Annotated in this window: 24 protein-coding genes; 13 read left to right on the top strand and 11 right to left on the bottom strand. The window is 67.4% G+C overall.

The annotated features are described in order from the left end of the window. Positions 1 to 85: 85 nt before the first annotated feature. Genes IEV93_RS04895 through IEV93_RS04885 form a run of 3 tightly spaced genes read right to left on the bottom strand, consistent with a single transcriptional unit; the run spans position 86 to position 2,692 of the window. On the bottom strand, positions 86 to 850 hold the full coding sequence (locus IEV93_RS04895; RefSeq protein WP_188487455.1) for an ABC transporter permease: 765 nt from the start codon (positions 848 to 850) through the stop codon (positions 86 to 88). After that, a complete protein-coding gene (locus IEV93_RS04890; protein ID WP_188487452.1) occupies positions 847 to 2,040 on the bottom strand; it encodes an ABC transporter ATP-binding protein in 1,194 nt (397 codons plus the stop codon). Before IEV93_RS04890 ends, IEV93_RS04895 begins: the two co-directional genes overlap by 4 nt. A 1-nt stretch (position 2,041) precedes the next feature. Continuing rightward, positions 2,042 to 2,692: an ABC transporter permease gene (locus IEV93_RS04885; RefSeq protein WP_188487450.1), complete on the bottom strand. Its 651-nt coding sequence runs from the start codon at positions 2,690 to 2,692 to the stop codon at positions 2,042 to 2,044. 215 nt (positions 2,693 to 2,907) lie between these two features. Here IEV93_RS04885 and IEV93_RS04880 point away from each other — a divergent pair, with 215 nt between their 5' ends. Genes IEV93_RS04880 through IEV93_RS04870 form a run of 3 tightly spaced genes read left to right on the top strand, consistent with a single transcriptional unit; the run spans position 2,908 to position 5,880 of the window. Continuing rightward, on the top strand, positions 2,908 to 3,885 hold the full coding sequence (locus IEV93_RS04880; protein WP_188487448.1) for a TauD/TfdA dioxygenase family protein: 978 nt from the start codon (positions 2,908 to 2,910) through the stop codon (positions 3,883 to 3,885). 36 nt (positions 3,886 to 3,921) lie between these two features. Then, complete coding sequence (locus IEV93_RS04875) at positions 3,922 to 4,356, top strand: SRPBCC family protein (protein ID WP_188487446.1); 435 nt, start codon at positions 3,922 to 3,924, stop codon at positions 4,354 to 4,356. A gap of 3 nt (positions 4,357 to 4,359) precedes the next feature. Further along, positions 4,360 to 5,880: an ATP-dependent DNA ligase gene (locus IEV93_RS04870; protein WP_188487444.1), complete on the top strand. Its 1,521-nt coding sequence runs from the start codon at positions 4,360 to 4,362 to the stop codon at positions 5,878 to 5,880. On the opposite strand, the gene IEV93_RS04865 is transcribed toward IEV93_RS04870, so the two are convergent. The 5 genes from IEV93_RS04865 to IEV93_RS04845 form a co-directional block, all read right to left on the bottom strand. Then, entirely contained in the window at positions 5,877 to 6,182 is a 306-nt protein-coding gene (locus tag IEV93_RS04865; RefSeq protein WP_188487442.1) for a barstar family protein, read from the bottom strand. The two genes, IEV93_RS04870 and IEV93_RS04865, sit on opposite strands and share 4 nt — an antisense overlap. 36 nt (positions 6,183 to 6,218) lie before the next feature. Next, a complete protein-coding gene (locus IEV93_RS04860) occupies positions 6,219 to 6,641 on the bottom strand; it encodes a guanyl-specific ribonuclease (RefSeq protein ID WP_188487440.1) in 423 nt (140 codons plus the stop codon). Between the two features lie 62 nt (positions 6,642 to 6,703). Further along, complete coding sequence (locus IEV93_RS04855; protein WP_188487438.1) at positions 6,704 to 7,591, bottom strand: SAM-dependent methyltransferase; 888 nt, start codon at positions 7,589 to 7,591, stop codon at positions 6,704 to 6,706. A 2-nt stretch (positions 7,592 to 7,593) separates the two neighbouring features. Further along, positions 7,594 to 8,001 carry a YccF domain-containing protein gene (locus IEV93_RS04850; RefSeq protein ID WP_188487436.1) on the bottom strand — a complete coding sequence of 136 codons (408 nt, stop codon included), beginning with the start codon at positions 7,999 to 8,001 and terminating at the stop codon, positions 7,594 to 7,596. Beyond that, positions 8,001 to 8,948, bottom strand: a complete 948-nt coding sequence (locus IEV93_RS04845; protein WP_188487434.1) for a CDGSH iron-sulfur domain-containing protein — start codon at positions 8,946 to 8,948, stop codon at positions 8,001 to 8,003. The genes IEV93_RS04850 and IEV93_RS04845 overlap by 1 nt, the downstream gene beginning before the upstream one ends. A 118-nt stretch (positions 8,949 to 9,066) precedes the next feature. On the opposite strand from IEV93_RS04845, the gene IEV93_RS04840 reads away from it, so the two are divergent. The 5 genes from IEV93_RS04840 (at position 9,067) to IEV93_RS04820 (ending at position 14,071) form a co-directional block, all read left to right on the top strand. Then, positions 9,067 to 9,936 (top strand): SDR family NAD(P)-dependent oxidoreductase, encoded by an 870-nt coding sequence (locus IEV93_RS04840; RefSeq protein WP_188487432.1) that lies wholly within the window; start codon positions 9,067 to 9,069, stop codon positions 9,934 to 9,936. 107 nt (positions 9,937 to 10,043) lie between these two features. After that, positions 10,044 to 11,294, top strand: a complete 1,251-nt coding sequence (locus tag IEV93_RS04835) for a helix-turn-helix domain-containing protein (protein WP_371873829.1) — start codon at positions 10,044 to 10,046, stop codon at positions 11,292 to 11,294. A 56-nt stretch (positions 11,295 to 11,350) separates the two neighbouring features. After that, complete coding sequence (locus IEV93_RS04830; RefSeq protein ID WP_188487428.1) at positions 11,351 to 12,109, top strand: acetoacetate decarboxylase family protein; 759 nt, start codon at positions 11,351 to 11,353, stop codon at positions 12,107 to 12,109. Positions 12,110 to 12,145: 36 nt separating this feature from the next. Further along, complete coding sequence (locus tag IEV93_RS04825; protein WP_188487426.1) at positions 12,146 to 12,976, top strand: DUF1206 domain-containing protein; 831 nt, start codon at positions 12,146 to 12,148, stop codon at positions 12,974 to 12,976. 57 nt (positions 12,977 to 13,033) lie between these two features. Next, entirely contained in the window at positions 13,034 to 14,071 is a 1,038-nt protein-coding gene (locus IEV93_RS04820; protein ID WP_188487424.1) for a GNAT family N-acetyltransferase, read from the top strand. Position 14,072: 1 nt separating this feature from the next. Here the strand turns inward: IEV93_RS04820 and IEV93_RS04815 are convergent, their stop codons facing one another. Further along, entirely contained in the window at positions 14,073 to 14,540 is a 468-nt protein-coding gene (locus IEV93_RS04815; protein WP_188487422.1) for an SRPBCC family protein, read from the bottom strand. A gap of 102 nt (positions 14,541 to 14,642) precedes the next feature. Between IEV93_RS04815 and adh the strand changes: the two genes are divergently transcribed. The 3 genes from adh to IEV93_RS04800 are packed head-to-tail and all read left to right on the top strand — an operon-like array spanning position 14,643 to position 17,557. Beyond that, positions 14,643 to 16,166 carry an aldehyde dehydrogenase gene (gene adh, locus IEV93_RS04810; protein ID WP_188487420.1) on the top strand — a complete coding sequence of 508 codons (1,524 nt, stop codon included), beginning with the start codon at positions 14,643 to 14,645 and terminating at the stop codon, positions 16,164 to 16,166. A gap of 54 nt (positions 16,167 to 16,220) precedes the next feature. Then, the gene (locus IEV93_RS04805; protein ID WP_188487418.1) at positions 16,221 to 16,634 is read left to right on the top strand and encodes a DUF779 domain-containing protein; all 414 of its coding nucleotides are present in this window, start codon (positions 16,221 to 16,223) and stop codon (positions 16,632 to 16,634) included. Between the two features lie 32 nt (positions 16,635 to 16,666). Beyond that, positions 16,667 to 17,557, top strand: a complete 891-nt coding sequence (locus IEV93_RS04800) for an SDR family oxidoreductase (RefSeq protein WP_188487416.1) — start codon at positions 16,667 to 16,669, stop codon at positions 17,555 to 17,557. Here the strand turns inward: IEV93_RS04800 and IEV93_RS04795 are convergent. Continuing rightward, positions 17,551 to 18,888, bottom strand: a complete 1,338-nt coding sequence (locus IEV93_RS04795) for a hypothetical protein (RefSeq protein WP_188487414.1) — start codon at positions 18,886 to 18,888, stop codon at positions 17,551 to 17,553. The genes IEV93_RS04800 and IEV93_RS04795 overlap by 7 nt on opposite strands. A 64-nt stretch (positions 18,889 to 18,952) precedes the next feature. Next, the gene (locus IEV93_RS04790; protein ID WP_188487412.1) at positions 18,953 to 20,209 is read right to left on the bottom strand and encodes an MFS transporter; all 1,257 of its coding nucleotides are present in this window, start codon (positions 20,207 to 20,209) and stop codon (positions 18,953 to 18,955) included. A gap of 101 nt (positions 20,210 to 20,310) precedes the next feature. Between IEV93_RS04790 and IEV93_RS04785 the strand changes: the two genes are divergently transcribed. Both IEV93_RS04785 and IEV93_RS04780 read left to right on the top strand, forming a co-directional pair. Next, positions 20,311 to 21,189 (top strand): LysR family transcriptional regulator, encoded by an 879-nt coding sequence (locus IEV93_RS04785; protein ID WP_188487410.1) that lies wholly within the window; start codon positions 20,311 to 20,313, stop codon positions 21,187 to 21,189. A gap of 61 nt (positions 21,190 to 21,250) precedes the next feature. Next, positions 21,251 to 21,829: a TerD family protein gene (locus tag IEV93_RS04780; protein ID WP_188487407.1), complete on the top strand. Its 579-nt coding sequence runs from the start codon at positions 21,251 to 21,253 to the stop codon at positions 21,827 to 21,829. Position 21,830 lies beyond the last annotated feature (1 nt).

The raw sequence follows: 21,830 nt of genomic DNA, 5'->3' as shown, positions 1-21,830 counted from the left end.
GAGGCGACGGCCGCGAGCAGGGTGGTGGCTCTCAGTGCGCGGCGAACGCGTCCCGGCCGTCGGTCTCGGTGTCGCAATGTGGTTGTCATACTCGCAATCCCTTTGGTCCCAGCCAGCGTTCGGCCAATGCCCCGGCCCAGTCGACCATCAGTGCCAGACATGCGGCCAGCACACTGCCCAGCACCAGGGCGACGTTGTCGCGCAGCTTGTAGCCGGTGTCGATGAGGATGCCGAGGCCACCGGCGTCGACGAGGAAGCTCAGGGTCGCGGTGCCGACCGCGAGCACGAGCGAGGTCCGGAGCCCGGCCAGGATGTAGGGGATGGCGAGCGGGAACTCCAGGCGCACCAGGATTCCCATCTTCGACATGCCCTGACCCCGACCGGCGTCGATCACGGCGGGATCGACGCGCTCGTAACCCAGCAGGGTGTTGGCGAGCACCGGCAGCAACGAGTAGATCGCGATCGGTATGACACCGATCCAGAACCCGGTCGTGGCGGTCCAGAGGAACAGGAGAACCAGCAGGCCGATCGCCGGCGTGGCCTGACCGATGTTCGCGATCGCGATGGCAATCGGGGCGAGACGGTGGAAACGGGGTCGGCTCAACACCGTTCCGAGCGGAACCGAGATGGCGACGACGATCGCGGCGACGACGAGACTGATCACCAGGTGTTGCCAGACCAACGAACTCACGTTGGAGCCGTTGATGGTCTCCTTCTGCGTCGCGGTGAGGTCGCGGGTGAACGCCCAGGTCAGGACGGCCGCAGCGACGATCAGCACCAGGACGGGCTGGATGAACAGACGGAGTCTGCCCTCGCCCTTGGCGACCTCGGTGTCGACGGTGGTGGTCATTCCGGTTCCCTCGCTTCGGCGTCGGGTCCGGTCTCCACACGGATGTCACGAATCGCGGCCATCAGGGTCTCGATGGTCACGATGCCCTCGTATCTCCCGTTCTTGCCGGTGACGATGGCCGAGACGCAACCGGTGGACAGGATGGCCTCGAGCGCCTGCTGCAGCGTCGACGACATGGACACCAGGTCGGCGGGAACTCCGTTGTCGCGCAACGATCGGGCGTTGCGCAGGTGGTGGTCGCGTACCCAGCGCACCGGCCGGTCGCGATCGTCGAGGATGATCCCCCAGTTGTCGTCGGTCGCGTCGATGGCACGGGCGAGATCGTCGACCGGATCGTTCTCGTGGGCCGTCGGGCGTTGCTGTAGGTCGACGTCACGCACGCGCACCAACCCGAGCTGCTGCAGAAGTGCGCCGCCGCCGACGAATCCGGCGACCATCTCGGTGGCCGGGTTGGCCAGGATCGCCTCGGGGGTGTCGTACTGCTCGACGGTGGACCGATCACCGAGTACGGCGATCTTGTCACCGAGCTTCACGGCCTCACTGAAGTCGTGGGTGACGAACACGATCGTGGTGCCGATCTCGGCGTGCAGCCGGATCAGCTCGTCCTGCAACGACGCTCGCGTGATGGGGTCGACAGCACCGAACGGCTCGTCCATCAGCAGCACCGGGGGATCGGCGGCCAACGCTCTGGCGACACCGACACGCTGTTGCTGACCACCGGAGAGCTGGCGCGGGAACCGGTTGAGGTAGATGGCCGGGTCGAGGCCGACGAGGTGCAGCATCTCCTCGGTGCGGGCCGCGGTCTTCTTCTTGTCCCACTTGAGAAGACTCGGCACCATGCTGACGTTCTGCGCGATCGTCATGTGCGGGAACAGACCGGCCTGCTGGATGGAGTAGCCGATGGAGCGGCGTAATTCGTTGGCCGGGATGGACAGTGCGTCCTTGCCGCCGATGAAGATCGACCCCGAGGTGGGTTCGATCAACCGGTTGATCATCCGCATCGTGGTGGTCTTGCCACACCCGGAGGGTCCGACGAACACGACGATCTCGCCGGCGTTGATGGTGAGGGAGAAGTCGTCGACCGCCGCGGCCTTCTGACCGGGGTACCGCTTGGTCACCGAATCGAGGACGATGTCGACCCCGGCCGCGTTTTCCGCGCGTTGGGGAACTGCCTTCTGGGAGGTGGTCATGTCAGTCACGTAGTCCTTTCGACGTCGTGAGGCGGCCGATGAGGATGTAGATGGCGTCGAGAATCAGCGCCAGGACGACGATGAGGATGGTTCCGGTCAGCGCCATCGGGATGGCGGTGGGGCTGCCGATGCGGGCGAGCGCGGAGAAGATGAGGTTGCCCAGGCCGGGCCCCTTCGCGTACGCCGCGATGGCCAGGATTCCCATCGCCAGCTGCGAGCTGACGCGCATCCCGGACAGGACGGCGGGCCAGGCCAGTCGGAGTTCGATGCGGTACAGCGTCTGCACGCGCGACATCCCTGTACCCCGGGCGGCATCGATCAGGGCGGGATCGATCGACGAGAGCGCGACGATCGTGTTGCGGATGATCGGCAGGAGCGAATAGAGGACCAGCGCAATGACACTGGGCGTGACTCCGAGATGGAAGATCGGGATCAGCAGGCCCAGGAGCGCAAATGACGGAATTGTCAGGATCACCGACGACAGCGAGTTGGCCAGCGCGGATGCGGTGGCGCTGCGATAGGACGCGATGCTGATGATCAATGCGATCAGGGTCGCGAGGATGACGCTCTGAACCACCGCGCTGACGTGCTGATACGAGTCGAAGAGCAGCTGTCGGCGATGATCAGTGAAGTATGTCCACACTGAATCCACGAGTCGATCCTCACTGCTGATGCCCCTGAATGGGGTGGAAACGTCGAATCATGCGAGCAGATGGGCGGTGATCCGCCGGGTTCTCGACGTGGACCGCTGGTGGCCGGGCGTAAAGGATCCTTCGGCCGACCGGGTTGCGATCAGTATGCGCCAAACCTTTCGAAGTGGTGCGTCGCACGGCAAAACTGGCTGGATAGCTATGTGAAAGGCCGACCATGACAGCGATACTCGAGACCCCCGGAGTCCAGTCCTCCACGCGCACTCCGTTTCGCGTGACCAAACTCGGACACAACCTGGGTGCGCGGATCGACGGACTCCACATCGACGCCGATCTCGACGCCGCCACCGTGGCCGCGATCGCCCGCGTCGTCGCTGTCCACAAGGCCGTGATCATCACCGGCCAGCACCACATCGACGACGATGCGCAGTACGCGTTCGGGCAGCGCCTGGGTGTCCCGACCAAGGCACACCCCACGGTGCTGTCCCGCGGCGAGGATCTCCTGCCGCTCGAGGGCGCGGCCAACTCCTGGCACACCGACGTCACCTTCGTCGACCGCATCCCGAAGATGTCGATCCTGCGTGCGGTCGTCCAGCCCGAGTACGGCGGAGCGACGATGTGGGCGTCGACGGTGGCCGGCTACGCGGCCCTGCCCGAGCCGTTGCGCATCCTCGCCGACAACCTGCGCGCGGTACACACCAACGACTACGACTACGCCGAGCACCTGACCGTCGGCGACAGCAGCGACCCCGCGTACCGCGAAGAGTTCCACAAGACCGTCTTCCGTACTGAGCACCCGGTGGTACGCGTTCATCCCGAGACCGGCGAGCGTGCACTGACCCTCGGCCATTTCGTGGAGTCCTTCGTCGGACTGAAGACGTCGGAGACCGCCGACATCCTGCGACTGCTGCAGGCGCGAATCGAGCGCCCCGACAACACCTTCCGCTGGAACTGGAACGCGGGCGACCTGGCGATCTGGGACAACCGCTCCACGCAGCACTACGGTGTCGCCGACTTCGGTTCGGCGTATCGCAAGGTCAACCGGGTCACCCTGGCCGGCGACATCCCGGTGGGCGTCGACGGTCGACCATCGGTGTCGCTCAACGGCGATGCGTCCGGCTACTCCGTGGTCGACGCCGCGCGTCGGATCCCGGACTTCGAGCCCGCGAGCGATCGCAGCATCCGCGACTTCTGAGCGATCGAGTCCGGTCGGCGCGACTACGATCGAGGCATGGTTCAGGTAGCACGCACGTTCACGGTGGCAAAAGACCGCGCGACGGTGGTCGGGTATCTCCGCGACTTCACCAACGCGACGCAGTGGGATCCGGGTAGCCAGGACAACGTCCAGACCACCCCGGGGCCCGTGGCGCTCGGGACCGTCTGGCACAACACGTCCAAGCTCGTCGGTGTGACCACCGAACTCGACTACACGCTGGTCCGTGACGATGCCGACCACCTGCGGTTCGAGGGCACGAACAAGACCGCGGTGACCAGCGACGACCTCACCTTCGCCGACGCGAAAGGCGGCGGCACCGAGATCACCTACCGCGCGAACGTGTCGTTGAACGGGGCGGGCAAGATCGCCGAGCCGATCATGTGGCTGGTGTTCCAGCAGATCGCGGGCAAGACCGTGAAGCAGATTACCGAGGTCGTCGAGAAGCTCTGACGCATGCGCCTGGCCGATGTGATCGAGACGTCTCGTGTGGTCGGTGCGACGTCCGGCCGTAAGGCGAAGATCGCCGCGGTCGCGGAGCTGATCCGAGCGGCCGGTCCCGACGAGGTCCACCCGGTCGTCGGCTGGTTGTCCGGCGAACTCCGGCAGGGACGGATCGGGATCGGGTGGCGCACCCTGTCGGCGGCCCGACCGGAACCGGCCACGGAGACGTCGCTGTCGGTGGGTGATGTCGATGCCGCCCTGACCGGGCTGACGACCATCTCCGGGAGCGGGTCGACCGCACGCCGTCGCGAGGCGTTGGTGTCGCTGCTCGGTGCCGCGACCGCCGACGAACAGGACTTCCTGGTCCGGCTCATCACCGGAGAACTCCGGCAGGGCGCGCTCGAGGGTGTTGCCACCGACGCCATCGCGCAAGCATCGGACATCCCCCAGGCCGTCGTCCGTCGCGCGGTGATGCTCTCCGGTGACCTCGGGGCGACCGCCCGTGCGGCGATGGTCGACGGGGCCGAGGCCCTGGCGGAGTTCCGCCTCACCGTGGGTCGGCCGATCCGTCCGATGCTCGCCTCCCCCGGCGAGTCGATGGCCGCCGCGCATGCCCAACTCGGCCCCGACCTCGTCGTGGAACACAAACTCGACGGCGCGCGGATCCAGGTGCACCGCGACGGCGACGACGTCCTGATCGTCACCCGTACCCTGCGCGACATCACCTCGTCGGTGCCCGAGCTCGTCGAGCTGGTGCGTGCGTTGCCGTGCACCTCGGTTGTCCTCGACGGGGAGACGCTGGCGCTCAACGACTCCGGTCGGCCGCGCCCGTTCCAGGAGACGATGAGCCGGTTCGGGTCGGCCGAGGGTGAACTCCTGCTGCGCCCGTACTTCTTCGACTGCCTGCACCTCGACGGCGTCGACCTGCTCGACGAGCCCCTCGAGCGTCGGATCGCCGCGTTGGACGCGGTCGCCGGTGAGCATCGGATCCCCTCGGTCATCCGTCCGGACGCCGAGCAGGCCCAGGCCCACTTCGAGGCGGCCATCGACGCCGGACACGAGGGCGCGATGGCGAAGTCGCTCGACTCCGTCTACGCGGCGGGCCGGCGCGGCAAGAGTTGGTTGAAGATCAAACCCGAGCACACGCTGGATCTCGTGGTGCTGGCCGCGGAATGGGGGTACGGCCGACGGACGGGGTGGTTGTCGAATCTGCACCTCGGTGCCCGCGACCCCGACGGCGGACCCCCGATCATGGTCGGGAAGACGTTCAAGGGGCTGACCGACGAGCTGTTGCGGTGGCAGACCGAGGAGTTCCCGCGCCACGAACGCGACCGCGATCAGCACACCGTCTACCTCCACCCGGAGATCGTGGTGGAGATCGAACTGGACGGTGCGCAGACCAGCTCGCGGTACCCCGGCGGTGTCGCGCTGCGGTTCGCGCGGGTGTTGCGGTACCGACCCGACAAGACCGCCGCCGACGCGGACACGATCGACAGTGTCCGCGAGCTCCGCGCCGGCGGGCCTGCGTCCTAGCTCAGGGTGAGCGGTACCCCGACATCGGAGAACACCTCGACGACCCGGTCGATCATCGGCGGTTCATCGGCCGCGGACACGCCCAGTTGTGCGCGCGTCGTGGCGCTGTCACGCCACACGAATTCGAAGTCGCCGGACTCCGGGGTCCCGAAACCGCCACGCAGACAGTCGGCGAGCGCATCGAGGTTCGAGCCGAAGTAGCCGCCCGGTCCGTTCACCGCGCGCCCGATCTCGGCGTAGAAGTCGGCGGCCGACGAGATGGCCGAACCGTCGATCTCGTAACGCACGGTGTCACCGGTCATGACAGGCAGTATCCCGCGGCGTCGTGCCCGCGTCGATCACGCACCGGTGACGGAGCAGAACGAGCCGTAGTGATCTCCGGTGTAGTAGTAGCGCGGGGGAGACGTGAGTGGCGTTCCGCCGGTGACGATTCGCCGCGCGCCGCGCGTGCTGGCACCGGGGGTGGGCACGGTGTACTCGTGGTAGTAACCCGACGACTGCGAGGGCAGGATGCCCTCACGGTTGCTGAAGACCACGCCGTCGTTGTTGGGGTAGGGAAACGGCCCGCCCTGGTGGATCAGATTCACTGTCGTCGTCGCCTGCGAGGGCAGCGACGAAAGTGCACACGAGGAGATGGCGGCGTCGGCCGCTCCGGGGGTGGACACCGCGATCGCGCCTGCGGCGACGAGTCCGGCGAGCACGCCGAAGCGGGAGACGGGGGTCCGGGACGAGGCGGGGCGCGCCCACAAGTTCGTTAGCATTGAGAAATTATGACCTACGCCGGTGTCCTCGGAACGGCGTGCGTGTGAACGGTGGGTGACGCTCAGCGCCGCTGTGCGACAACCAGATCGATGGCGTCGCCGGCGGTGTCGTCGGTGAGCACGGCGCTGGACCGGCCGTACGACGTGAGCAGCGCGCCGATCGAGTCGGAGCCCGTCGTCCATCCGTTGCCCTCGAGCCAGTCCTGTGCCGCGAACTCACCGACATCGAGCATGAGCTCGTCGATCTCGACGCCGAAGGCCTGCGCCTGGAAGTCCATCTGGCCCAGGTCGAACGACGCACGCGGGACGTCGAAGACCAGCGTGCTACCGACGGGTGCCGCCGTCCCGATGGTCGTCAGCAGGCGCTCCTGGTCGGCCGAGGTGAGGTACGGCAGCAGCCCCTCGCAGAGCCAGACCGTCGGGCGGTCGGATCGGAAGCCGGCCCCGGTCAGTGCCGTCAACCAGTCCTCGCGCAGGTCGCAGGCGACCGTGATGCGGGTGGCACGCGTGGTGGCGTCGAGTCGTTCGAGGGTCTGGTTCTTGAACTCGAGGACGGCGGGCTGGTCCACCTCGAACACCGTGGTCCCCGGACGCCAGGGGAGGCGGTACGCGCGGGCGTCGAGGCCCGAGGCCAGGATCACCACCTGCAGGCAACCGTCGTCGTTCGCCGCGGTCAGCGCCGCATCGATGCGCTGCGTGCGGGCGGCCATCATGTTGCGCAGCAGGTCGATCGCGCGGGTCATGGCGGGGTCGTCGTCGGCATCGAGCAGCGCTTCGATGCGCTCGGGCGCGAGGTCGGTCTCGCCCGAATCGGCGACGAACTGCGCGGCGTAGGGGTCGGAGATCAGCGCAGCGTCGCTACGGGTCTCGAGCGCCCGACCGAGCGCGACGAGGAGCGCGGTACGTCCGACGCTGTCGGTGATGGACCACTGATCATCATTTGTACGCATACCTAAATAGTACGCCGAACCGGAGGTGCCAGGCGTGCGTCAGACGGGACGATCTCTGCGCCCAGGGGCAGCAGCGACACCGGCACCATCTTGAAGCTCGCGATACCCAGCGGGATACCGATGATGGTGATGCACAGCGCGATCCCGGTGACGATGTGGCCGATCGCGAGCCAGATACCCGCGAAGATCAGCCAGATGATGTTGCCGATCGCGGACGCGGCGCCGGCGCGGGGATCGCGGACGACGGTTCGTCCGAACGGCCACAGCGCGTAGTTCGCGATGCGGAACGACGCGATGCCGAACGGGATGGTGATGATGAGGATGCAGCAGACGATGCCGGCCAGCACGTAGCCGACCGCCATCCAGAAGCCGCAGAGCACCAGCCAGATGATGTTGAGGATCGTCTTCATCAGTCCAGTGTCCCTGTTTCCCACGGCTGGGGTGTGTACGGCGGACTCTGGCCCCAGCCCCACTGCGGGACCGGCGCGTGCTCGATGACCCTCGCGCCGGGGGCACTGTTGAAGACCGCTATGCGCGTTCCCCATTCGAGGTAGCCGACGAAGTTCGCACGGAAGTCGGGGTCTCTGGGCAACCCGACTAGGTCGGCGGTCGCGCACATGCGTTCGACCCAGCGCTGCCGCTGAATCTCGGTGAGCGCGAGACCACGATGCTTCGACACCATGTGCTCGTATCCACCGTGCTCGCGGCTGAACGCCGGCGGTCCTCCGAAGGTCTCGCCCAGCCACGCGGCCACGTGCCGGGGATGCCCCGGATCCATCCCACGGAACACCGGCTCGAGGATCGGGTCGGGTTCGCTCAGCAGATCGCCGTAGAAGCGGGCGGTCAGTCGTTCGAGCGCATCCACCCCGCCCGCCCACTCGTACATCGTCGGTGGTTCACGACCCTCGCCCGCCGGGACCGGGTCGCGGAAACCGACCTCCAGATGCGTGCCGTCGCAGAATGGTTTGGTCCGAGATCGCCCGCAGCGACACAGTGTTCGCCGACCGGTGGTGTCGTGGACAAGGCCGTCTGATCCGATGACGTCGATGTCGCCGGTGAGCTGCAACGGGCCGTCGACGAGGGCTCGGACGCAGGCGGCGTCGCCGGAGCGGGGACTCCGCCGCCCGCCGCCCGCACCCGACGCCCCGCACGTCTCGGTGCCGTCGAAGCCCTTCAATCCGTGCGTCGCGTCGCACAGTGGGGCATTGCGCGACCCACCGCAGCGGCAGAGGTGGGTGACCGGGCCACGCGTCCGGATCGGGTGGCCGTCGGCGTCCAAGATCTCGACGTCGCCCGTCACGAGGTACGGGCCGTCCACGGAGACGTGGATCTGCGCGGTGGTGTCGTCAGGACTCATCGAGACGCTCCGGGTCTGGTCAGCGGCGCTTCGCGGCGGAGGGTCACTGTACCGCCGTACGAGCGCCTGCGTGCGGGTGTGACGGGGTCGGATCGAGCCGGTGTTCTACCGTCGGCGCATGGCAAATCCAGTGACTTCTCTGACGAACCGTGTGGTGCGGACGGCGATGCAACGTCCCCGCACGGCACGCGATCTCGTCGACCTCACCCGTGACGCCGAGGCGGAGCTGACGGGAAAGCTCATCCTCGTGACCGGGTCGTCCTCGGGCATCGGCGCGGAGGCCGCGGAGATGTACGCGCAGGCCGGCGCCCGGGTGATCCTGGTCGCCCGCCGAATCGACGAGCTCGACTCCGTGGCGGCTCGTATCCGTGCCGCCGGCGGCGTCGCACACACCGCCCCGGCCGACCTCTCCGACACCGACGACATCGCGCGGTTGATCGATCACGTGCTGTCCGAGCACGGCTGCCCGGACATCCTGGTCAACAACGCGGGCCGCTCGATCCGCCGCGATGTGCTCGACTCGGTCGACCGGTTGCACGACTACCAGCGCACGATGGCGATCAACTACTTCGGACCCGTGCAGCTCACCCTCGGGTTCCTGCCCGGGATGCGTACGCGCGGCCGCGGCCAGATCATCAACGTCTCCACCTGGGGCATCCCGATGGGGGCCATGCCGAAGTTCTCCGCCTACGCGGGGTCGAAGGCGGCGATCACGGTGTTCGGACGCAGCATCAACGCCGAACTGCGGGGCACCGGCATCGCCGTGAGCACCGTCTACTTCCCGCTGGTCCGGACCCCGATGATCTCGCCCACCGACGAGTACACCGAGGCGCCCGCGTTGACCGCGACCGAGGCGGCGCGCTGGCTGATCTACGCCGCCGTACACCGCGAGGCCGAGGTGCTGCCCCGCGTCGCGAAGTTCATGCGGCGGGTGGGGGCGGTGTCGGTGGATGCCGCCGACGTGCTCATCTCCCGCAACGCCGTCTAGAGCCCTCGCGCCTGGTAAGTGGTCCACGCCACATCGGGGCACGCTTTTACGGCACAATGGCCTCCATCGAGCGTGAGTGTGGAGGAGCAATGTCGCAGACGTCGGGGATCGATGACGCAGACATCGACAGCGCGCGCATCCGGACCGCCTACGAACACTTCCGGGACGGGCGCACCTCGGACGCAGGGTCGGTGCGGTCGGTGGTCCGCGACTCCTGGATGCGATCGCTGCGCGGCGGTGTCGATCCGACCGCGACCGCCGTCGCGGACATGAGCGCGTCGGCGTTCGCCGAGTACCGCGCCGCGCACCCCATGACCGCCGTCCGACCGCTGGTGCAGTCGCTGATGCTCGACGACATCGGTGGGGCGGGCGTCGTCGTCGCCCTCACCGACGAGGTCGGTCGGCTGCTCTGGCTCGAAGGCGACCGCGATGCGCGCGACAAGGCGGCGGCCATCGACTTCGTCGAGGGTGCGATGTGGTCCGAGGAGGTCGCGGGCACCAACGCCCCCGGCCTCGCCCTTGCCGTGGGCCGCGGCGTGCAGATCGTCGGCGCCGAGCACTACGCCGAACCGGTGCAGGAGTGGAGCTGCGCGGCCGCGCCGGTCCACGACCCGCTGACCGGGCACGTGCTCGGAGTGCTCGACGTCACCGGTGGACGTCAGGTCGCCGCGCCGTTCGCGATGTCGACCGTCCGTTCGGTGGTCGCGGCCATCGAACTCCAGATCCGTTATGGCGGCGTCGATCTCGGGACGACCGCGCAGACCTCGGGCGCGGGTCTCCGGGTTCTCGACACCGCCGGCTATCAGTTCGCCGCCGACGACGGCACCGACCACCGACTCACCCCGCGTCACGCCGAGATCCTCCTGCTCCTGTCCACCCATCCCCACGGCATGAGCACCGAACAGCTCGCGATGGCGTTGTCCGACGACGGTGTCGACGCGGTCACCGTGCGCGCGGAGATATCCCGCCTGCGTCGCGACCTCGGCGCCCACGTACTGCAGTCGCGGCCCTACCGTCTCGAGATCCCGGTGGTCTCCGACGTCGACCGCATCACCGAGCGCGTCCGCCGCGGCGACGTCACCGGGGCGATCTCGGCGCTCGGCCGGGGCGGGCTACTCGCCGAGTCCCGCGCGCCCGGTGTCGTCGAGGTGTTCGAGGAGTTGCTCAGCGACATCCGTTCGGCGGTCGTCGCCGGTGCCGATCGCGTGGCACTGCGGTCGTGGACCGCGTCGGTACACGGTCGCGACGATGCCGCAGCGTGGCGTCTGCTGGCCACCATGCTGAGTCCCGAGGATCCCGATCGGTCGCGGGCCATCGGCCGCGGCCGTCTCCTGGACCAGCGTTTCGGCATCCGTTAGAACCGCCAAAGAAACAAAGCTGGCGGTTTGTGTCAGTCATCTGGCAAGGTGAGCTGATGATCACCGAGGCGCGATGGCGCGATCTGACGTCCGCGATCCCCGAGGCCATCGCCACCGCCGCGATGAACGACGCCCTGCCCGACACCGGCAGCCCCGCGCCGTGGCTGATCGAGGGGACGGGGTTTTTCTTCTCGGCGCGGGCGCGCAGGTCTGACCGCGACCTGTTGCCGCCCGCTCTCGCGCGTCGCGCCCGGCCGCTGCTGCGACTCGGGTTCGGCGTCCGCTACAGCCACACCCCCGTCGGTACGTACAACGAGCTCGGCGGCGCCATCGTCTACGCCCGTCCGGACGGCGTGTTCGGACACATCCCGTTCCTGCCGGTCGATTCCGCCGCGACGATGCGCGGCGGCCGGGAGAACTGGGCGCTGCCCAAGGTCCTCGCCACGTTCACCGGTGACCCGGTCGGCTCGAGTGCGTTCACCGCGGCCGGCGAGGGGTGGTCGGTGAGCGCGCAGATCGGTGACACCGGCCGGGAACGGGCGCTGTCGGTCCCGCGAATCTTCGGTTCGTCGATCGCCAAGAAGATCCCGACCCCCACGATCAGTGGCATCGAGCAGGTCGACGCCACCGGACAGCGGGGGATCACGGGTGCGGAGAACGTCGCCGACATGCGCCTCATCGTCGCCACCACCCGGATCAGGGTGAGCACCCAGGGCAGCAGCGAACTCCGTCGCCTGTTCCCCGACGGCAGCTATCGCGGCGGCACGATCGGCTACCGCGGCGTCACCCTGGGCGAGCCGCGACCTCGCGGATAGGTCCCGCGGGCTGTCCGATTCTCCTAGGGTGAGCGGATGCGGGGATCCGGGGTAGGCGGTCTGTTCGGAGCGGTTGACGATGCAACCGGCAACTCGGGGTTCGAGTTCGCCGCGCGCGCAGGCCATGCCGTCAGCGGCATCGTGCACATCCTCATCGCCTACGTGATCGTGCGGATCGCCCTCGGCGACGGCGGCAACGCCGACCAGTCGGGCGCGTTGTCGACGGTCGCGGGTACGACCGGCGGAACCGTCGCGCTGTGGGTGGGCGCAGTGGCGTTCGTCGCGATGGCGCTGTGGCGGCTGGCCGAGGCAGCGATCGGGGTACACGCCACCGAGCCGAACACGTCCGACGACGAGGGTGTGTCGAGCCTGCTCGACCGTGGCAAGGCGTTGAGTCTGGCCGTCCTGTACTTCGCGTTCGCGTGGACCGCCGCCCGTTTCGCGCTGGGCAACGGCACCTCGAGCGGTCGGGAGAACGCCGGACTCAGTGCCCGGCTCATGGGATCGGGTCTGGGCAAGTTCGTCCTGGTGGTCGTTGGCATCGTGATCTTCTGCGTCGGTGCCTATCACGTCTACAAGGGCGTCTCGAAGAACTTCATGGACGACCTGAACATCACCGACAACGCGGCGGTCCGGACCACCGGCATCGTCGGATATGTCGCCAAGGGACTGGTTCTCGCCGGAGCCGGGCTCCTCGTCGGGGTGGCGGTCGTGCGCACCGATCCCTCACAGGCGACCGGCATCGACGGGGCCGTCAAGACCCTGGGGACCGCCCCGGCCGGACAGATCCTGCTGTTCGTCGCGGCGATCGGTGTGGCGGCCTACGGCATCTACGCGTTCGTCATGGCCCGCTACGCCCGGATGTGAGGCCTTCCGCCGCATAATCCGTTGACGCCGGGCCCCGCTCACTGATCGGGTGATGTCATGCCGAGCCTCATCGTTCCCGTGGTGCGCGGCGACGGGATCCGATTGCGACCCTTCACGTCGACCGATCTGGCCACGGTGATGACGGCCGTCGTCGATCCGTTGATCGACTGGATTCCGGCGGTGGCCCCCGAGGCCACGCAGGCCGCAGCCCGCGACTACATCGATCGGCAGCAGGAACGGGCGCGTGATGGCGCAGGCTTCTCGTTCGCGATCGCCGACGCGGACACCGACGAGGCCATGGGACAGATCGGCGTCTGGTTGACCGACGCTCGCAACGGTCTCATCCGCATCGGCTATTGGGTGAGCACAGAGCATCGAGGCAAGCGGGTCGCGTCCCGCGCGCTTCGAGTCGCGACCCAGTTCGCACTCCAGGTCGACGGCGTGGTGCGCATCGAGATGGACATCGAGCCGTGGAACACCCGCTCGCGTCGTGCGGCGCTCGGCGTCGGCTACCGGTGCGAGGGACTGAGTCGAGGGGCGATCCGGATCGAGGGCGTTCCGCGGGACGTGTTCCGGTATGCGCGCCTGGCCTCGGAACCGGATGGCGACCCGTCCGCGACGGCGGACATGGTCATCGCCGACGGCACCGACGAGGACGCGGCCGAACTGCTGGTCCTGCAGCGGTGCTGCTGGGTGTCGGAGGCGATTGCCAACGACACCCTCGACATCCCGCCTCTGCACGAGTCCCTCGATGACGTCGCGTCGTGGATCCGCTCCTGGACAGTCCTCACGATGCGCGACGGACCGCGGCTGGTGGCCGCGGTCCGAGGACGATTGATCGGTGAGACCTGGGAGATCGGTCGTCTGATGGTGGCGCCGGACCTGGCCGGACTGGGGATCGGGCGACGCCTGCTCGCCCAGATCGAACGGCTCGCGCCGACCGAGGCCATGACGTTCGAGCTGTTCACCGGCGCGCGGAGCGGCCGCAACATCGACCTCTACGAACGCTCCGGGTACCGGGTGGTCGACTCATCGGCCGTCCCTCCCGGCCACATCTCCGGTGCGGTTGTCCTGCGTAAGCCGGTGCAGCGCTGACTCAGGCGAACCGCTTCGCGAGCTGCTCGAGCGTCTTGGTGATGCCCTCGCCGTTCTTCTTGTCGTAGCCGAAGGCGGTGATCATCGCAGGCACCTTGGCGGTGCCGTAGTTGAACGACTCGGTGACCTGGGTGTTGCCGGGTGCGGTCTCGACGAGCTCCCAGCGCCACTTGTGGCCCATCGGGTGCTGCCACTCGACGACCTTGTTGTCGGCGAGGTCGGTGACGGTCGAGGTGATCTTGTAGGGAACGCCGAACTGCTTCATCCCGACGCTGAACTTGTCGCCCTTCTTCAGGCGGTCGGGGCCCTTGACCGTGGAGTCGCGCACGGTGCCGGAGCCGTCCAGCTCGTGGTGGCGGTGCGGGTCGGCGACCAGCGCGAAGATGTCGGCGGCAGAGGCGTTGACGTTGACCTGCCGTGCGGTGATCTTGGGACCTTGATCGACGGGGATAACTGATGCCTGTGTCATGACCCCAACGTACGCACCGCAGATTCACGTGCAACGGGCTTGCAACGTGACCCGGCGTAGCTTTGTGGTGCACATCACATGGAAATACGAGGGAGAGCACTGATGCCGATTTTCGCCAACCCCGGAACCGATGGCGCGGTCATGAACTTCGAGCAGCGCTACGACAACTGGATCGGGGGACAGTGGACCCCGCCGGTCAAGGGCCAGTACTTCGAGAACCCGTCGCCGATCACCGGTAAGACCTTCTGCGAGGTCGCGCGCTCGACCGCCGAGGACATCGACCTCGCCCTCGACGCCGCGCACAAGGCCGCCCCCGCGTGGGGCAAGACCGCCGCCGCCGAGCGTTCACTGGTCCTGCTGAAGATCGCCGACCGCATCGAGGAGAACCTCACACAGATCGCGGTCGCCGAGTCGTGGGACAACGGCAAGGCCGTCCGCGAGTGTCTCGCCGCCGACATCCCGCTGGCCGTCGACCACTTCCGCTACTTCGCGGGCGCCCTTCGTGCACAGGAGGGTTCGCTGTCGCAGGTCGACGAGGACACCGTCGCCTACCACTTCCACGAGCCCCTCGGCGTCGTGGGACAGATCATCCCGTGGAACTTCCCGATCCTGATGGCGGTCTGGAAGCTGGCCCCGGCGCTGGCCGCAGGCAACGCCGTTGTCCTCAAGCCGGCCGAGCAGACCCCCGCGTCGATCCTGTACCTGATCTCGCTGATCGGTGACCTGCTGCCCGACGGCGTCCTCAACATCGTCAACGGCTTCGGCGTCGAGGCGGGCAAGCCGCTCGCGTCGAGCAACCGGATCCGCAAGATCGCGTTCACCGGTGAGACCACCACGGGCCGACTGATCATGCAGTACGCGTCGGAGAACATCATCCCGGTCACCCTGGAGCTCGGCGGCAAGAGCCCGAACATCTTCTTCGCCGACGTGATGGCGTCCGATGACGGCTTCCGCGACCGCGCCCTCGAGGGCTTCACGATGTTCGCGCTGAATCAGGGCGAGGTCTGCACCTGCCCGAGCCGCGCGCTCATCCAGGAGTCGATCTACGACGAGTTCATCGACCTCGCGGTCAAGCGCACCGAGGCGATCAAGCAGGGCAACCCGCTCGACACCGACACGATGATGGGCGCACAGGCGTCGAACGACCAGTTCGAGAAGATCGCCTCGTACCTGAGCATCGGCCAGGAAGAGGGCGCCAAGGTCCTCACCGGTGGCGAGCCGCTCAAGCTCGACGGAGAACTCGCCGGCGGGTACTACATCAAGCCGACGATCTTCGCGGGCAACAACAAGATGCGCATCTTCCAGGAGGAGATCTTCGGACCCGTGCTGTCGGTCGCGACGTTCTCCGACTACGCCGACGCCATGTCCATCGCCAACGACACCCTCTACGGTCTGGGTGCGGGCGTCTGGTCGCGCGACGGTGCCACCGCCTACCGCGCAGGACGTGAGATCCAGGCCGGTCGCGTGTGGACGAACACGTACCACGACTACCCGGCACACGCGGCCTTCGGCGGCTACAAGGCCTCGGGCATCGGCCGCGAGAACCACCTGATGATGCTCGAGCACTACCAGCAGACCAAGAACCTGCTGGTGGGTTACGCTCAGAACGCGAAGGGCTTCTTCTGATCAGCAGCGTCTGACCAAGAGCGGCAACAGATTTGATCGAAGAGAGAGACCGTGATGACTGCTACAGACAGGGTCGTCGCAACTGACTCCGCCGTGGAGCTCCTGACCAAGTTGTCGGAGCTCCACGGCGGCCTCATGATCCACCAGTCCGGTGGATGTTGTGACGGGTCGGCGCCGATGTGTTACCCGTCCGGGGAGTTCCGAGTCGGTCAGCGTGATGTGCTGCTCGGTGAGATCGAGCTGGCGGATCCCATTCCGGCCGTGCGGGTCTGGATCCAGGGTGACCAGTACGAGGTCTGGAAACACACCCAGCTGATCCTCGACGTCGTGCCCGGTCGCGGTGCCGGGTTCAGCCTCGAGGCCCCCGAGGGGGTCCGGTTCCTGGCGCGCTCACGGGTCTTCGACGAGGCCGAGAACACCTGGCTCGACGCGTGCCCGCCGCGACGAGGGGCCGAGGTCACCTCCTAGGACGGCTGTGGTTGCCCTCTAGGGTGGATCCCATGGCGTCAGTCAAGGGCAAGGTCGTTCTCATCACCGGCGCGGCGCGAGGGATCGGTGCCGAGACCGCGCGTGCGTTGGTCAAGCGCGGCGCGAAGGTCGTGATCACCGATGTCGACGAGTCGACGCTCGCGCTCACCGCCGACGAGCTCGGCGACAACTGCGTGAGCGTGCTCGCCGACGTGACCGATCTGTCGGCGATGGAGGCGGCTGTCGCCGCGGGTGTCGCGCGGTTCGGCGGCATCGATCTCGTCCTGGCCAACGCCGGGATCGCCAGCTACGGATCGGTTCTCAACGTCGACCCGGCCGCCTTCCGCAAGGTCGTCGACATCAACATCAACGGCGTCTTCCACACCGTTCGCGCCGCGCTGCCGTCGGTGATCGAGCGCAAGGGTTACATCCTCGTGGTGTCGTCGTTGGCCGCGTTCGCGCCGGCGCCGGGTCTCGCCGCGTACAACGCCAGCAAGGCGGGTGCGGAGAACTTCGCGAGCGCGTTGCGCCTGGAGGTCAAGCACCTCGGCGTCGACGTCGGCTCGGCCCACATGTCGTGGATCGACACCCCGCTCGTCCAGGACGCGAAGAAGGACTTGTCCGCGTTCGCGGAGATGCTGGCCGGGCTGCCCGGACCGCTGAGCAAGACCACCACCGTCGACAAATGCGTCAACGCCTTCGTAGCCGGTCTCGAGAAGCGCAAGCGTCGCGTCTACGTGCCCGGCTGGGTGGGCGCATTGGGCTGGATGCGTGGGGTCATCACCTCACCGGTGGGCGAGAAGGGCTCGCTCGACCAGGCGCCGCACATCATCCCCAAGATGGACGCCGAGGTCGCGGCCCTGGGACGCTCCACCAGCGCCCGCAACATCGAGAGCGGTGCGGTCGTCGAGTCCGGTCACTGAGCTTCGGGAACGTTGTCGACAGGACGGCGGGTGATCACCCACGCGACGACGCCGGCTGCGATGAGGCTGAGAACCGACGTCGTCACGGTGGTCCCCGAGGTGTAGCCGAAACCCAGGTCGAGATGGGACGACCGGGCGTCGGTGAGCGGCGTGTAGGCAGTCCACCCGAAGTCGGCTCCTCCGCCTACAGCGCTCAGCGGAACGCACGCGGCCAATGCGGTGGCGATGATCGCAGGGTGGGTGAGCGGCTGCGAGGACGACGGCTCCGACACACAGACGGCCGCCGTGTAACTCACCGCGAACGGTGCGACGAACACCGCGGCCACCGCCGCGATCAGCGTCGAGGAATCGCCGCCCGACAGTTGGAGCAGGGCGACGACCACGAGAACCGCGATCCCGAGGGGTAGCAGATTCCGCCGGCCCGATGACGCGGCTCCAAGGCCGATGAGAACCGTCACGACGACGCCGACCACCACGTTGATGCCCGATAGATCCGCAACGGCACCTGCTGCGACAAGGGCCACGACTCCGACCCACGCCAAACCGGTCCGCCCGGGTAGGACCAGGGCGACGGCGAGCACGATGACGACAAGCAGGCTGCCGAAGACCCATCCCGGCGGTGACAGTTGGCCGTACGGAGACCTGGACTCGACCGACCAGCCCGACACCAGAACGATCGCGACGGCGATACCGAGGCCGGTGATGGCGACCGTGGCATCCGGTCGTTCGACTGCCCCGGTTGTGGTGCCCTTGATCTGTAAGGCAAGAGCCGCCAGTGCGATCACGGCGACGATGACTCCAACAACGGTCAGCAGGCCGGATCCCTTCTCCGTCGACACGAGGTCGCCGGGAAGGTAGTCGGCGTAGCGGCGGCTGGTACCGGGGCCGAACCCGCCCGTCGACGGCAGCGCCTGAGCGAGCAAAGATCCGGCGACAACACCGGCCGCTAGACCGATCCGACCCGCCCGACCACCGATCGACGGGTCCGGCTGAGTCATGACCGCGAGTGCCCCCAGCACCAGTCCGGCCGCGATCGCGGTCGAATACCCGATGCCCTGCCCGTTCTTCACGGTGAAGGCCAGAACCGCCAATGCGATCAACCCGACGGCGGCGCCGACGACCGCGACCGCACGGTTTCTCATGACAGACGCGACCAGCAACGCGACGACCACGGCCGCGGCGGCCACCGCCGCACTGCTGTCGAAGAAGCTTCCGAACCGCGACCCGGTACCTGCGGAATCGACCACGAAGAATGCGGTGGGGCCGATGAGTGCGATGACGGCGACCGCCGCTCCGACCGCGGCAGCAACCACAGCCGACAGAGATCTCATGGCGTCACGATCTCACGTACGTACCCCACTCGACCGTTTTACGAACTAATGAGATCGCGAAGCCTCACGCCACGGATTCGACGGGCTCCCGGGCGACATTGGAGATGACGAGCCCGGCGAGCACCGCACCGATCACCATCAACACGCCGACGTAGGCCGCGACACCGACCCAACCGAAAGCCGAGAAGGCAATACCGCCCAGGGCGCCGGCAACCGAGCTGCCGAGGTAGTACCCGAAGAGGTACAGCGACGAGGCCTCGGCGCGGTGGTCGCTGGCGCGGGCACCGACCCAGCTGCTCGCCACCGAGTGCGCCCCGAAAAAGCCTGCGGTGAAGAAGAACACGCCGACCAGGGTGCTCGGCAGGAAGTCGGGAACGGTGACGACGAGACCCGCCGCCATCACCGCGATCGACACGCCGAGGACGCGACCTCGACCGTGGCGATCCGACATCCGGCCGGCGTAGGTGGAGGAAAAGGTCCCCGCCAGGTACATGAGGAACACCAGGCTGACGATGCTCTGCGGCAACGAGAACGGTGAATCCAGCAGTCGGTAGGCGAGGAAGTTGTAGACCGTGACAAACCCGCCCATGAGCACGAACGCCAAGCCGAACAGACACAGCATCGGGGTGTCGCGCAGATGCCCGGACAGGTTCGACAGCGTCGTCCGGATGGTGACCCGCTGGGGTGCGAAGTTCTTCGACGCCGGCACCAGCTTGATGAACACCAGCGCGAACGCCAGCGACACCAGGCACGCGATCTCCAGCGCCCACCGCCAGTCGACGACGTCGGCAGCCAGACCCGGGACGAGACGCCCGGTCAAACCGCCGATCGTGGTACCGGACACGTAGTAGCCCATGGCCTTTCCCAGCGACGGGCCGTCGATCTCCTCGGCGAGGTACGCCATCGCGACGGCGGGGACACCGGCGCACAGGATGCCCACGAGGGCGCGCCCTCCGAGCAGGATCTCGATACTCGGCGACCACGGCAGCAGGAGACCGAGAACGGACGCGGCGATCGCGGAGATGACCATCACGCGAATGCGCCCGTAGCGCTCCGACAACACGCTTGCCGGGATGATGGCCAACGCCAGCATGCCGGTCGTCAACGACACGGTGAGAGCGGACGTGGTGGGCGAGACCCCGAAGTGGTCGGAGAACACCGGCAGCATCGCCTGCACGTGATACATCGCCATGAAAGCGGCCATACCCGCCGCGAACAGAGCAATCGTCGCCTTGCGGAACGGCACCGAACCGGCCTGATGGCCGGTCGGCGCGAGCGCACCGTTCCCCGTGGCCTCGTACGTCGAAGCAGTCGCAGTCATCTCGCCCCTTTCCCTTGCAAACGATGCCACTCACCGACTTCGATGTGAAATGAATGATTTGTGCGATGGTTATGCTCTGAACGCATAACAGGGGGAACTCGATGCTGGGCGACAGCGAATGGTTCGTGGACCTCGCGGAGTCCGAGAACGTGTCCGCGGCCGCGCGCCGACTGCACATCTCGCAGCCGACGTTGTCCCGTATGTTGGCCCGCCTCGAACGCGAACTGGGCACGCCGCTGTTCGACCGACACGGCAAACGTCTCGCGCTCAACGACCGCGGACGCATCTTTCTCACCCACGCGCGGCGGGCGCGGGCCGAACTCGAGGCGGCGCGCCATCAGATCGCCGATCTCGTCGACCCGGTGGAGGGGACCGTCCATCTGTCGTTCCTGCACTCGTTCGGCGTCCGTCTGGTGCCGCAGTTGATCGGCGACTTCCGGCGCGAGGCCCGCGTCGCGTTCACCCTGACCCAGGATGCAGCCGAGACGATCGTCGACCATGTGCGCGTCGGCGACGCCGACCTCGCGATCGTCTCGCCCCGACCGGCCGGAACCGATGTGGTGTGGGCGCCACTGCTCCGACAGCGACTGGGTCTCGCGGTACCGGGGGATCACCGTCTGGCCGGACGGTCCGAGGTGTCGCTCGGGGAGGTGTCCGAGGAGCCGTTCGTGTCGATGGCGCAGGGCTTCGGTATGCGCCGAATCCTCGAAGAGCTCTGTGCTGAGGCCGATTTCCGCCCCGACATCACCTTCGAGTCCAGCGAGCTGGGGACGGTGGCCGGACTCGTCGGCGCCGGTCTGGGAGTCGCGGTGCTGCCCATCGAGGACGCGCCACAGATCCCGGTGTCGGTAACGGTGATCCCGCTGGCCGGCTCGCGGACGTGGCGTGAGATCGGCATCGTCTGGCAACGTGACCGACCCCTGTCGCCGGCAGCGGCGCGGTTCCGCGACTTCGTTGTGGCGCGCTCGCAGCCGGAGTGAGCCGCACGTCGGTACCGTTGACGACAACGCGATCAGTTGTGGTGATTCGAGGAGGTACGCGATGTCGGTGAGCCTGGCCAAGGGTGGGAACGTCTCGTTGAGCAAGGAGGCGCCCGATCTCCGTGCGGTGAGTGTCGGTCTCGGATGGGACGTCCGTTCCACCAACGGCGCGGACTTCGACCTCGACGCGAGCGTTCTCGCAGTCGGAACAAGCCGAAAAGTGTTGTCCGACAGCTGGTTCATCTTCTACAACAATCTGACCTCGCCCGACGGTTCCATCGTGCACACGGGGGACAACCTCACCGGTGAGGGAGAAGGTGACGACGAGTCGGTCAATGTGGACCTCAAGGCCGTCGATCCCGGCGTCGACTCGATGGTCTTCGCGGTGACCATCCACGACGCGGAGAACCTGGGCCAGAACTTCGGTCAGGTCATCAACGCCTTCATCCGCGTCGTGAACAGCGACGACGGCCGTGAGCTCGCGCGCTACGACCTGAGCGAGGACGCCTCGACCGAGACGGCCATGGTGTTCGGCGAGCTGTACCGACGCAACGGTGAATGGAAGTTCCGAGCGGTCGGGCAGGGATACGCCAGCGGGTTGGCCGGCATCGCGCGCGACTTCGGCGTCAACGTCGGCTGAG

The sequence above is a fragment of the Williamsia phyllosphaerae genome (assembly GCF_014635305.1).
Classification (GTDB): domain Bacteria; phylum Actinomycetota; class Actinomycetes; order Mycobacteriales; family Mycobacteriaceae; genus Williamsia_A; species Williamsia_A phyllosphaerae.
Note: the sequence above shows the minus strand (reverse complement) of the source record. Positions and strands in the feature narration are given on the sequence as shown.